This window comes from Jeotgalibacillus sp. R-1-5s-1 (assembly GCF_004405105.1).
In the GTDB taxonomy this organism is placed as follows: domain Bacteria; phylum Bacillota; class Bacilli; order Bacillales; family Jeotgalibacillaceae; genus Jeotgalibacillus.
In genome coordinates, this window is record NZ_SORW01000028.1 from 196628 (window position 1) to 209828 (window position 13201).

Below are 13201 nucleotides of genomic sequence, written 5' to 3' on the forward strand. Positions count from 1 at the left end.
TGAGCCACCAAACCAGAAGGAGGAATCACCATGGCAAAGAAAATGCCTGAAGTGGGCGATTATAAATATGGTTTCCACGACAAAGACGTGTCGATTTTCCGTTCAAAGCGCGGACTTACTCGTGAAATCGTAGAAGAAATCTCACGAATGAAAGATGAGCCGGAGTGGATGCTGAAGTACCGTCTGAAAGCACTGGAGCAGTTCTACAGCATGCCGATGCCTCAGTGGGGCGGAGATTTAAGCGGCCTTAACTTTGATGAGATTACGTATTACGTAAAACCATCTGAGAAAAGTGAGCGCAGCTGGGACGAGGTACCGGAAGAAATCAAGCGTACGTTTGACAAGCTTGGTATTCCGGAAGCTGAGCAGAAGTACCTTGCCGGTGTATCTGCACAGTATGAGTCTGAGGTTGTTTACCACAACATGAAAGAAGATCTTGAAGAGATGGGAATCGTCTTTAAAGACACAGATTCTGCTCTTAAAGAAAATGAAGAGATCTTTAAAGAGCACTGGGGAACGGTTATCCCGTCAAGCGATAACAAATTCTCAGCGCTGAATTCAGCAGTATGGTCAGGCGGATCGTTCATTTACGTACCAAAAGGTATTAAAGTGGACACGCCGCTGCAGGCATACTTCCGTATTAACTCTGAAAACATGGGTCAGTTTGAGCGTACGCTGATTATTGCAGACGAAGGCTCAAGCGTACACTATGTTGAAGGTTGTACAGCGCCTGTTTACACAACAAATTCACTGCACAGTGCCGTTGTTGAAATTATCATCAAAAAAGATGCTTACTGCCGTTATACAACGATCCAGAACTGGGCGAACAATGTATTCAACCTGGTAACAAAGCGTGCCGTTTGTGATGCAAACGCAACGATGGAGTGGGTTGACGGTAACATCGGTTCGAAGTTGACAATGAAGTACCCTGCAGTCATCCTTCGCGGTGAAGGCGCACGTGGTATGACATTATCAATCGCTTTAGCTGGTAAAGGTCAGCACCAGGATGCAGGTGCGAAAATGCATCACCTTGCACCGAACACGTCATCTACGATCGTTTCTAAATCCATCTCTAAACAGGGTGGTAAAGTAACGTACCGTGGAATCGTGCACTTTGGACGTAAAGCGCATGGCGCCCGTTCTAACATCGAGTGTGACACGCTGATCATGGATAATGAGTCAACGTCTGACACAATTCCATACAATGAAATCCTGAATGATAACATTTCACTTGAGCACGAAGCAAAGGTTTCAAAGGTATCAGAAGAGCAACTGTTCTATCTGATGAGCCGTGGAATCTCTGAAGAGGAAGCAACTGAAATGATCGTAATGGGCTTTATTGAACCGTTCACGAAGGAGCTTCCGATGGAATATGCGGTTGAGATGAACCGTTTGATTAAGTTTGAGATGGAAGGTTCGATTGGTTAATCGGATTTTGAAAAAACCTGTACTCTATGAGTGCAGGTTTTTTGTTGTTAATAAGAAGCGGGCCGGGGAGCATCCTCCGCTTTCCATTGTCTAGCTGCGACGGGCAGGGACTAGCAAACTTCCCGTCCCCTCGTCCGATAAGTCAACATCAGCTCACTCCGTTCGCTGTGTTTCCTTTATCTCCGTCGGGGCCAGTCCAGTTTGTACGTCCCTAAACGCCCGTCTCCGCTTTTCATTGTCTAGCTGCGGCGGGCAGGGACTAGCAAACTTCCCGTCCCCTCGTCCGATAAGTCAACATCAGCTCACTCCGTTCACTGTGTTTCCTTTATCTCTGTCGGGGCCAGTCCAGTTTGTACGTCCCTAATCGCCCGTCTCCGCTTTTCTAAGGCCGGGCGGTGAACCCGCTGTGCTTCGCACATCGGGTTCACCTGTCCCTTTCCGCCATAGGAGTCTGCGGATGCCCCTCGCCCCTTTGTGTTGTTATCGGACTTTCTTATTGTGGAAGGATCTAAAGAAAAACCCGGGAGCGTGGCATCCAGTCTTCTTCTTTTTGATGAGGGGGAAGAAGAAAACCACGTGGGGCAAGTGTGTGTTAAGGAATTTTGTGGACTGCTATTCATCTGTAACGGATCTGAAACGGCTTATGTTACAATAGGTCCATATCTGAATGGTTGAGCAGGTGATGGTTGTGATTTATATTGGTTTGACCGGGTGGGGAGATCATCCGGATGTGTATGAGGAGCATTCTTCTAAGCAGGATAAGTTGAAGGATTATTCGGGGCATTTTCCGATTGTGGAGCTGGATGCTTCTTTTTATGCGGTTCAGCCTGAGCGGAATATGAGGAAGTGGGTGGATGAGACACCATCTGCTTTTAAATTTATTGTGAAGGCGTATCAGGGAATGACGGGGCATCAGAGAGGGGACATTTCTTTTGACTCACGTGAGGAGATGTTTCAGGCTTTCCGATTATCGCTGTTGCCTATGATTGAGTCGGATAAATTAGGTGCGGTCTTGCTGCAATTTCCTCCATGGTTTGATTGTAAAAAGCAGCATGTTGATTACATAAGATATTGTAAAAGTAAGTTAGAGGGGCTTCCGCTTGCTGTTGAGTTCAGACATCAGTCGTGGTATGCTCCGGAATTTAGGGAGAAGACGCTGGACTTTCTCAGACAGCAACAGTTTATTCATAGTGTGTGTGATGAGCCGCAGGCGGGAGATGGATCGATTCCGCTAGTGCCGGTTGTGACGAATGAGCAAACGACGGTTTTCAGGCTTCATGGTCGTAACACTGCTGGCTGGACGCGGAAAGGGAATGAAAATAACTGGCGTGAAGTCCGGTATTTGTATGAATATCGTGAGCAGGAATTGAAGGATCTTGTTCCGGTGCTGCAGGGACTTGATCGGGACTCTCGGCATGTCTATGTGCTTTTTAATAATAATTCGGGTGGACATGCTGCAAAAAATGCAAAGCAGATGATTGAGCTGCTTGGCCTTGATTATGGTGGTCTTGCTCCGAGACAGCTTGGTTTATTTTAATGAGGATTGGACTGAATGGATTATGGAATTGATTTTGCTGGCGTTTATCGGGCTGGTTGCCGGCGCAGTTGGATCATTGATCGGCCTTGGTGGAGGCGTGATTGTGGTGCCGGCTCTATTGTTTTTTGGCAGCTCACTGATGTGGATTGATGGGATCACGCCGCAGACGGCAGTTGGAATCTCACTTGTTGTGATGATTTTTACAGGGCTTTCCTCCACGCTTGCCTATTTAAAAACTAAAACGGTTGATGTGAAAAGTGGTCTCTTGTTTTTTGCAGGAAGTGGACCCGGTGCAGTAGTGGGTTCGTGGGTAAACCAGTATTTGACGCTTGGAAATTTTCATCTGGCTTTTGGCCTTTTTATGATTTTTTTATCCTTTATTTTATTGATTCGAAATCGAATTAAGCCAATTGAAAAGTTTAAAACAGCCTCTTTTCAAAGGCATTTCACTGATAGCCAGGGACAAAGTTATCAATACGGTTTTCCACCTCTAGTTGGCGTTGCAGCCGCTTTTGCCGTTGGATTTGCTTCTGGTCTGTTCGGCATTGGTGGCGGTTCGGTGATGGTTCCAATTATGATTATTGCATTTTTGTTCCCACCACATGTTGCTGTCGGAACGTCTATGCTGATGGTCTTTTTATCATCGATTCTCGGTTCTGCCTCACATATCATGCTTGGAAATGTGAATTGGCTGTATGTTGCCGCACTTGCTCCGGGCGCATGGTTTGGTGCGAAGCTCGGCGCATGGTTAAACCAGAAGCTTGACTCGAATGGACTTGTACTTGCGTTACGGATTATTTTGGTGCTGATCGGAATAAGATCCATTTTTGAAGGGTTGTATGGTGTCTGATTTTGAAAGGAGTGGCAGGATGAAGGAGAGAATTACCCTCTATCATACGAATGACCTTCACAGTCATTTTGAACACTGGCCAAGAATTCATCAGTTTTTACAAACGCAAAAACAGCTTCACGAAGATCGCGGTGAAGAGGTTTTTTTATTCGACATTGGCGATCACGCTGACCGTTTTCACCCTTTGACAGAGGGGTCTGCCGGTAAAAGAAACGTTGATTTCCTGAATGAGGCCGGCTATGATGCGGTTACAATCGGTAATAATGAAGGAATTACGTTCTCCTATGAAGAATTAAATTCTTTATATCACCATGCAAATTTTCCGGTCATTGTGGCAAATTTGTTTATGGAGTCCGGAGAACGGCCTGACTGGGCGATTCCATATTTAATCAAGACAACAAAAAGCGGTATTAAAATAGGCATTACAGGGGTTACGGCTGAGTATCCGGCATTTTATAGGAGGCTCGGGTGGAACATTACCTCTGCGAAAGATGAATTAAAGGCGCAGGTCCGTCTGTTAAAAGAGAAAGTGGATGTGATCCTTTTTCTTTCACACCTTGGTATTCGTGAGGATGAATGGGTGGCGGAGGAATGCAGGGATATTGACGTCATTATGGGTGGTCATACACACCATGTGCTCGAAAACGGAAAAAGACATTTTAATACTCTGCTGGCTGCTGCGGGTAAATACGGGATGTATACAGGGAAGGTCGAAATTGAGTTTGACCATGTTTCCCGGGAAATAACGCAGTCATCAGCCATATTATACGAGACGGACAGCCTGCCGAAAGCTCACGATGAGCAACTGCAGATTGAGGCGTGGGAGACAGAAGGGAAGCAGCTTCTATCGAAGGAAATTGTGACATTGAACAAGGAAATTCCTCATAATCCGCTTGAAAAGGAATCGCCTTTATCACAGATTTTGGGAGATGCTTTACTTGACTGGTGTGAGGCTGACTTTTCCATCGTGACCGGTGGGCTGCTGCTTGATTCCCTGCCGGCGGGAAAGGTGACGGAATATGATCTGCATCAGATTCTTCCTCACCCGATTAATCCTTGTGTCGTGGAGCTGACGGGAAGTGAGGTCAAGGAAGTGATCAGACAGTCAATGAACCATGCCTGGCCGACAACCGTCATCAGAGGATTGGGCTTCAGAGGGACAATTCTGGGGGCTTTTGTTTATCGGGGGATGGAAGAAAAAGGTCATCAATTTTATGTTAACAATGAAGAAGTTCAGTCCGATAAAATATATAAAGTGGCTACGGTGGACATGTTTACGTTTGGCTACTTTTTCCCTGAAATGCACCGAGCTAAAAAGCAGTATTTTATGCCGGAATTTTTAAGGGATATTTTAAAAGAAAAGCTGATAAGTAAAGAGATGATTTAGAGATAACGTAACCTGTTATGCATTGAATCTTTCAGCAATCGGCGGAAGGGTGATGGCATGAGACTCATATCAACTAAAATTCTTAGAGCCGGCATGACGCTTGGCAATACCATTTACAATGTCAACGAGCGTCCGCTACTGCATGCTCATGTTACGTTGACAGAACAGATGATTAAAAGGCTTCGACTTCTCAATGTTCAATACGTCTACATTGACGATGAACGTTCTAAGGGAATTGAGATTGAAGAAACTGTGCCATCGAATGTAAGGCAAGAGACGATTAAGGAAATGCAGATGGCATTTGAGCTCATAAAGTCTCCAAAGAAAAGTAACATTTCTGCGATGCTGGAAAAAAAGACGATGGCCATTCAGTCAACGTTGAAGAATATTATGGCTGAAATGAGCAGCAATAAGGATCTGCTGATGATTTTATCAGATGCCTATCTGTATGATTCGTATATTTTCCATCATTCATTTAATGTAACACTTTATACGCTTGCCATCGGCAAACAGCTCAAGCTGCCTAATATTCAGCTTGAGCATCTTGGAATGGGTGCGATGCTCCATGATATCGGAAAAATCATGGTGGATGAAGACATTTTAATGAAGTCATCACCGCTGACTGAAGAAGAATTTATTGATATTCAAAAGCATGCTTCAAATGGCTTTGAAATCCTTCGTAACATCCATAACGTGTCACTGCTCAGTGCGCATTGTGCCTTTCAGCATCATGAAAGAATTGATGGATCTGGGTATCCAAGAGGTTTAAAAGGACCTGATATCCATCCTTATGCCAAAATTATTGCTGTGGCTGATGTGTTTGATGCCTGTACATCGAACAGGGTATATCGCGAAAAAATGTTACCATCCGATGCGCTGGATATTCTCCAGTCCGGATCCGGTACGTTATTTGACCCGACTGTGATTAAAGCATTTACACAATCCATTGCGATTTATCCGAATGGCCTTTCAGTTGGACTGAATGATGGAAGGAAAGGTATTGTGGCGAGGCAAAATGCAGGTATGTCATCGCGCCCTGTCATACGTATTGTGGAAGAAAGCGGCCGCATGCTGGCAGCTACGTATGAACTCGATCTGAGCCTGTTTCCGGAGCCGGTTATCTCAGCAACGGATATTGAATTCAGTACAGAAACCGTCCATTAGTTAATGAGCCCTTTTTTCTTGCATACAATGCAGAGAGGAGGGCTTTTTCATGCGAATAAAACCGTTATCTGTACGTGCAGTCTGGATCATATCCTTTGTCCTGTTTGGTGGGATGACCATCACGGGGCTTTTTCTCATTAATACCGGTATTAAACCAACATTGATGGTTTATGCGGAATCCCAGACACAAAAAATTGGTGCGCTGGTGATCAGTAAAGCTGTCAATAAAGAAATTGCCAACGTAATGGATATCAATGAAATTATTGAAAATGTTCCAACGGACTCATCCGAAATGATCACAACCAAATTTAATACAGAAATCATTAACCGTGTTATGTCCGAAACGACCGAGCTTGTTCAGGGGCAGCTGCGCGCAATAGAACGTGGAGATACGAGTGTACTGAAATCCCTGACAGAGCTTGATATTGAAGTAGAGGATGCCGGAGATATGGAGGGGATTGTCTACACAGTTCCGCTCGGTCAGGCTACGGGAAACGCGCTTCTCGGGAATCTGGGACCAAGGGTGCCGATCCGTTTTCATGCGGTAGGGAGTGTGACATCCAATATCAGATCGGATATTACGGAGTTTGGGATTAATAATGCTTTTGTCGTCATCAATATTGACTTGAACGTTAGGGTACAGATCATTGTTCCATTTGCAACAGAGGTTACAACGATCCGACAGGACATTCCAGTAGCCATGGGTCTCATCCAGGGTCAGGTTCCTGAGATATACAATATGGGCGAAGGAATGTCGCCATCACTCGAGGTTCCACTTCCTTCACCATAAGTCTTGAAATCGAAATGAAATCCTGCTATAGTAGGCTAGTAAAATGAATAATCACCACATCATAATCCGATGGGGTAGAGGTGCAGTGTTCAAGAGTAAGCTGTGTGAGGATGACAACGTTGATCACAGGTGAAAGGGGATGTCTGCCGAAATGGTAATAATCGGTCAAAGATATTATCATTGGGGTTATCTTTAACATGGATAACACTCTCTTGCCGCAGAAACACTACGTTTTTGCGGGTTGAGGAGCTACAGATCGTGATGGAGCATAACATTACTGACACATACAAGGGTAATGGTAGAGTCCTCTATCATTGCCCTTTTTTGCGTTTTTACGATTTTGCCTCATTACTTACCCTATCAAACAATAGAGGAGGGAACATTATGGAAGGTTCATGGTTATCACTTTTACCGCCTGTTATTGCGATTTTAATGGTTGTACTGACACGGCGAGTTTTATTATCACTTGGAGCAGGAATTGTTGCAGCAGCTCTGCTTCTGACAAGTTTTTCTCCGGTTGGAACGCTTCAGGAGTTGTGGATGTCGTTCAGCGGCGTATTTTGGGAATATGGTTCTGATGGTGAACCGGGTGCACTGAATCTCTGGAATATCTTTATCATGCTATTCTTACTTATACTTGGTGTGATTACAGCATTTATTAATATTTCAGGTGGAGCAAGAGCGTTCGGGGAATGGGCAATGAAACGTGTGAAAACACGTGCAGGGGCTCAGCTTGTTACCGCCTGCCTGGGCGTTGTGATTTTTATTGATGATTACTTTAACAGCCTTGCTGTAGGACAGGTGGCCCGTCCGATTACAGACCGCCACCGTGTCTCACGTGCAAAGCTTGCCTATCTGATTGATTCAACAGCAGCGCCTGTCTGTGTTGTATCTCCGGTATCGAGCTGGGGGGCATACATCATTGCTGTAATTGGTGGGATTTTAGCTACACATTCCATTACAGAGTACACAGCATTCTCAGCATTTATTCAAATGGTGCCGATGAATCTTTACGTTTGGGCAGCACTTGGGATTGTATTTATTGTGGCGCTGCGTGGTGTTGATTTTGGACAGATGCGTGTGCATGAGAATCGTGCAATTGAAACAGGTGAAGTCTATGATAAAAATAAAGACATTCCTGGTGAGTTGAAAAATGATCTGCCTACATCAAGCCATGGTACGGTTGGGGATTTAATCTGGCCAATTATTGCGCTTGTAGTGGGGACTGTTGCATCCATGATGTATACAGGGGCTCAGGCGTATCAGGATGAAACAGGACAAGCAGCTACACTGCTACAGATGTTCGAATATACGGATGTAGCGAAATCTCTTGTTTGGGGTGCGCTGGTCGGTCTGGCTGTTGCCATTATTCTGTTTATCCGTCAGGTGAACCGTTCTAATAAGATTGGTGGATCTGAGTTTGTTTTAGGTTTAACAGAAGGTGTTAAATCGATGCTTCCGGCCATTTATATTCTTGTGTTTGCCTGGATGATTGTCGGTCTGATTGATAGCCTTGGTACAGGTGTTTACTTGGCAGGACTTGTTGAACAGTCCAATCTTCCAATCGGATGGTTGCCGGTACTGTTATTCCTTGTTGCCGGTATTATGGCCTTTTCAACAGGGACATCATGGGGGTCATTCGGTATTCTTCTGCCGATCGCAGGTCAGATTGCAGCAACGACAGATGTATCGTTACTTCTTCCAGCACTTGCAGCGGTTCTTGCCGGTGCGGTGTTTGGTGACCACTGTTCACCGATTTCTGATACGACGATCCTTTCTTCTACGGGAGCGGGAAGCAATCATATTGATCACGTAACGACTCAGATTCCTTACGCAGTGACTGGTGCTGTAATTGCATCAGCAGGTTATATTCTGCTTGGATTTTCAGGCAATACATGGCTTGCGCTTGGGTTAGTGATCGTGCTGCTCGCGCTGTTTGCGGTTATCATGGGTCGAAATCCTGAAAAAGCACGTGTAGTATCAGCAGAAGAAGGCTTGGAAAAATAATCTTTGAAACTGTTCAGAGTTTTCTCTGAACAGTTTTTTTATGTTTTTTCCAATTACATGCAGTCCTTGTGAGTGATTTGTAACACGGGACTTTCTGACTGTGGTTCTTTTCATTTCCATTATTCGATTTTTGAAAAAATTTGCACGGTATTTTACCTAAACGTTGTAAATACAAGGTTTTTGATCGGAAATAAATTTTTTTGCTATAATATCAGAATTTTAAAAATAGTGCTTTTACATTTAGGAAGCAAGTGCTATACTGTTTTTAGATTATGAGAAATAATCTGAATATATAAAAACTTCCAACATAATATGGAAGAAACTAATTGGGGGGAAAAAGATGAATCGTCAACAGTGGGGAACTCGTGCCGGCTTTATTTTAGCTGCTGTAGGTTCTGCAGTCGGACTCGGAAACATCTGGCGTTTTCCGTACGTTGCTTATGAGAACGGTGGAGGAGCATTCTTTATTCCATATTTATTTGCACTCTTAACTGCCGGTATTCCTATTCTTGTAATGGAATTCACCATCGGTCATAAGTACAGAGGATCAGCGCCGCTGTCATTCTTCCGCATGAGCGGGAAAAAGGCAGAATGGTTAGGTTGGTGGGGAGTATTTGTCGCCTTCGTGATATCCACCTACTACGCCGTCATTATAGCCTGGGCCATGCGTTACACAATCTTTTCGTTTAATCAGGCCTGGGGAGAAGACACACAGGGATTTTTATTTGGGGAATTCCTTCAGTTAGATGTTAACCCTGGTGAAACAGGTGGCATCGTGTGGGGTGTTCTGATCCCGCTTATCCTTGTTTGGGCTATCACTCTCGGCATTCTGGTAGCTGGTGTTAAAAAAGGAATTGAGTATGCGAACCGCATTTTCATTCCAACGCTTGTGATCTTATTCTTAATTATTGTGATTCGTGCAGTAACACTTGAAGGCGCAGCTGAAGGCTTGAACGCTTTCTTCCAGCCGAATTTTGAAAACATACTTGATCCGGATGTCTGGGTAGCCGCATACGGACATATTTTCTTCAGTTTATCGATTGCTTTTGCGATCATGATTACTTATTCAAGTTATCTGCCGAAAAAATCAGATATCACAAATAATGCCTTTATTACAGGTTTTGCGAACTCCGGCTTTGAGCTTCTGGCAGGAATCGGTGTATTCGCAGCACTTGGTTATATGGCGTCTCAGCTAGACGTTCCTGTCTCAGAAGTTGCGACTGCAGGAGTTGGACTTGCGTTTGTTGTATTCCCGCAGATCATTAATCAGCTTCCGGGCTTAAACGGACTTTTCGGTGCTCTATTCTTCCTGTCACTGACATTGGCAGGACTTACGTCACTCATGTCTATTACTGAAACATATGTAGCAGGTATTACAGAGAAGTTTGGTGTATCTCGTAACAAAGCCATTTTATTTGGTGGTGGACTTGCAGCATTAATCTCTGTTCTATTCGCCACTCAGGGAGGATTATTCTTCCTTGATGTAGCTGACTACTTTATCAACCAGTTTGGTGTAGCAGCAGTAGGACTGGTTGAAGTTGTAATGGTTGTATGGATCCTTCGTAAGGCAGACCTGCTTCGCGACCATGCAAACCTGACTTCACAAATCCGTCTTGGCGGCTGGTGGAAAATCTGTCTTGGATTCGTTACGCCAATCGTACTTGGTTTTATGATGGTTCAGCTTCTGACTCAGAATATTCTGCAGCAGTTTGATAATGATACAGGAAACTACGAAGGGTATGCGACCAGCTTTATCCTTGCAGGTGGGGTATCTGTAGCAGTTGGAGCACTTGTTGTAGGTCTCTTGTTCTCACTTGGAAAATGGAGCCGTTCAACTCCTATTGAGCTTCCGGACAAAGACTAAAGGAGGTAGTTAAATATGACAGGCAGTGCGATTTTTATGATGGTTGTTGGTATTGTCCTCCTTTGGGGCGGACTCGCAGCCAGTATTGTGAATGCAGTAAGTAAATCAAAAAAAGAAGTGTAAGTCACTGATGAAAAGCCTGTAGCGATCTGCTGCAGGCTTTTTTTCTTTTAGGATTTCATGAAGTTGTTCTGATAACGCATACACTTTTCTGACGACATCCTCTTGTGATGATCTTTTTAGTGTGATAAAGTGTCTGTAAATAGGTTCTGTACTAGTGATTATTGAACTCCTGTTATATAGAAGTAAACCTTGAAATGGAGGAAAGTGGGAATGAGTACAACGACGAAGGACGGCCTCCTCAGAAAGCCGGAGTGGCTGAAAATTAAGCTGAACACGAATGAAAGTTATACCGGATTAAAGAAACTGATGCGTGAAAATAATCTCCACACTGTATGTGAAGAGGCGCGGTGCCCGAATATTCATGAGTGCTGGGGTGAGAGAAGAACTGCAACATTCATGATTCTTGGAGATGTTTGTACGCGTGCCTGCCGTTTTTGTGCGATCAAAACAGGCCTGCCGACAGAGCTTGATCTGGCCGAGCCGGAACGCGTGGCAGATTCAGTCAAGCTGATGAATTTAAAGCATGCTGTTATTACTGCTGTTGCCCGGGATGATCTGAAGGATGGCGGTGCAGCAGTGTTTGCTGAAACGGTCCGTGCTATTAAAAGAAAAAATCCTTTTACAACGATTGAAGTCCTTCCATCGGACATGGGTGGCATTTTCGAAAATATAAAGACGCTGATGGATGCACGGCCTGATATACTTAACCATAACATTGAAACCGTTGAACGTCTGACGCCAAGAGTCCGTGCACGTGCAAAGTATCATCGTTCTCTTGAACTGCTGAAGCGTTCAAAAGAATTGCAGCCTGATATTCCAACCAAGTCGAGTTTAATGATTGGATTAGGTGAGACAGAGGAAGAAATCATTCAGACGATGGATGATTTACGTGCTCATGATGTGGATATTATGACAATTGGTCAGTATTTGCAGCCTACGCGTAAGCATCTACCTGTTATTAAATATTATACGCCGCTTGAATTCGGTAAATTGCGCAAAATTGCCATGGATAAAGGCTTTAAGCATTGTGAAGCCGGTCCGCTTGTCCGTTCTTCGTATCATGCAGATGAGCAGGTTAATGCTGCATCGCGTGAGCGCCAGGCTCAGGGAGAAGTACATGATAACGAGTAAGTTTGATAAAGAGTGAAACAGAACTCTGATAGCAGAGGCTGTTTCACTCTTTTTTTGTATCTGTTATCTTCGGGACGTTTCTCCGGATTCGTGATCCATTTCAGGCGCAGCAGGAGCAAGGTGCATGGTCTCAGCTGTTTGTGGTTTTATATTTTCTGCTGCTTCAGGTGGTTCAGGCTTTGAACAGCCAGCCAGTAAAATGACTGTCAGGAATAGAATGGTTGTTTTAATCATTTTAAGCACCTCCGTTTTTAATGGTTAGTATGTACAAAGCGTGAGATTTTACTTAGGAAAAGATGGTTTTGTCATGTATAATGGAGGAAGAGACAAATTCAGGAGTGGTGGATAATGATTACGATCCATAATCATCAGTATGAGATTATTGAGGAGTACCGCGAAGGCTTTAATGAGGAAGCGTTTGAGGGCAGATATAGTGAGATTCTTCATAAGTATGATTACATAGTAGGCGACTGGGGATATGGACAGCTCCGGTTGAAGGGTTTTTTTGATGATCAGAACCAGAAGTCGTCGTTTGATACGAAGATTTCGACGGTGAAGGATTATTTGTATGAGCATTGTAATTTTGGTTGTCCTTATTTTATTGTGAAGAAGGTTGCGGTTAAGAAGTAGTTATAAAAGCCGGGCCGGACTCATCCTCCGCTTTCCGTGGCCGGGCGGTGAACCCGCTGTGCTTCGCACATCGGTTTCACCTGACCCTTTCCGCCACAGGAGTCTGCGGATGAGTCCGGCCCTTTGGTTTGCGTAAAACTTCATTCCTATAGTTTTTTAGGGTGAATAAAACCGGGCTCGATTCACCCTTCGCTTTCCTTTGTCTAGCTGTGGCGACTAGCCCCTCGAGGTCATAAGTCAAAGATGAACGAGGGCGAAGTGCAGCCCTCTTTTCATCTTCGCCTTATGCT

At 44.4% G+C, this 13201-nt stretch carries 12 protein-coding genes and 1 riboswitch; of the genes, 11 read left to right on the forward strand and 1 reads right to left on the reverse strand.

Translation table 11 applies throughout. The features are described from left to right. Positions 1 to 30: 30 nt before the first annotated feature. From sufB to lipA, 10 genes are all read left to right on the forward strand, one after another. Positions 31 to 1428, forward strand: a complete 1398-nt coding sequence (sufB, locus tag E2491_RS12070; RefSeq protein ID WP_134375898.1) for a Fe-S cluster assembly protein SufB — start codon at positions 31 to 33, stop codon at positions 1426 to 1428. Between the two features lie 688 nt (positions 1429 to 2116). Next, the gene (locus E2491_RS12075) at positions 2117 to 2965 is read left to right on the forward strand and encodes a DUF72 domain-containing protein (protein ID WP_134375972.1); all 849 of its coding nucleotides are present in this window, start codon (positions 2117 to 2119) and stop codon (positions 2963 to 2965) included. Between the two features lie 22 nt (positions 2966 to 2987). Beyond that, on the forward strand, positions 2988 to 3815 hold the full coding sequence (locus E2491_RS12080) for a sulfite exporter TauE/SafE family protein (RefSeq protein ID WP_134375899.1): 828 nt from the start codon (positions 2988 to 2990) through the stop codon (positions 3813 to 3815). Between the two features lie 19 nt (positions 3816 to 3834). Continuing rightward, entirely contained in the window at positions 3835 to 5202 is a 1368-nt protein-coding gene (locus E2491_RS12085; RefSeq protein ID WP_134375900.1) for a bifunctional metallophosphatase/5'-nucleotidase, read from the forward strand. 57 nt (positions 5203 to 5259) lie between these two features. Next, a complete protein-coding gene (locus tag E2491_RS12090) occupies positions 5260 to 6366 on the forward strand; it encodes an HD-GYP domain-containing protein (RefSeq protein ID WP_134375901.1) in 1107 nt (368 codons plus the stop codon). Between the two features lie 49 nt (positions 6367 to 6415). Continuing rightward, positions 6416 to 7156: a sporulation protein YunB gene (gene yunB, locus E2491_RS12095; protein ID WP_134375902.1), complete on the forward strand. Its 741-nt coding sequence runs from the start codon at positions 6416 to 6418 to the stop codon at positions 7154 to 7156. A gap of 67 nt (positions 7157 to 7223) precedes the next feature. Further along, positions 7224 to 7393: riboswitch (Lysine riboswitch) on the forward strand. Positions 7394 to 7540: 147 nt separating this feature from the next. Continuing rightward, on the forward strand, positions 7541 to 9163 hold the full coding sequence (locus tag E2491_RS12100; protein ID WP_134375903.1) for a Na+/H+ antiporter NhaC family protein: 1623 nt from the start codon (positions 7541 to 7543) through the stop codon (positions 9161 to 9163). A gap of 340 nt (positions 9164 to 9503) precedes the next feature. Beyond that, on the forward strand, positions 9504 to 11027 hold the full coding sequence (locus E2491_RS12105; RefSeq protein ID WP_134375904.1) for a sodium-dependent transporter: 1524 nt from the start codon (positions 9504 to 9506) through the stop codon (positions 11025 to 11027). Positions 11028 to 11042: 15 nt separating this feature from the next. Further along, positions 11043 to 11150, forward strand: a complete 108-nt coding sequence (locus E2491_RS12110) for a methionine/alanine import family NSS transporter small subunit (protein WP_134375905.1) — start codon at positions 11043 to 11045, stop codon at positions 11148 to 11150. Positions 11151 to 11360: 210 nt separating this feature from the next. Continuing rightward, complete coding sequence (gene lipA / locus E2491_RS12115; RefSeq protein WP_134375906.1) at positions 11361 to 12281, forward strand: lipoyl synthase; 921 nt, start codon at positions 11361 to 11363, stop codon at positions 12279 to 12281. Between the two features lie 63 nt (positions 12282 to 12344). On the opposite strand, the gene E2491_RS17505 is transcribed toward lipA, so the two are convergent. Further along, positions 12345 to 12515, reverse strand: coding sequence for a hypothetical protein (locus tag E2491_RS17505; RefSeq protein WP_166805870.1), 171 nt, complete (start codon positions 12513 to 12515; stop codon positions 12345 to 12347). 114 nt (positions 12516 to 12629) lie between these two features. Here E2491_RS17505 and E2491_RS12120 point away from each other — a divergent pair, with 114 nt between their 5' ends. After that, a complete protein-coding gene (locus tag E2491_RS12120; protein ID WP_134375907.1) occupies positions 12630 to 12911 on the forward strand; it encodes a YutD family protein in 282 nt (93 codons plus the stop codon). The last annotated feature ends 290 nt before the right edge of the window (positions 12912 to 13201 follow it).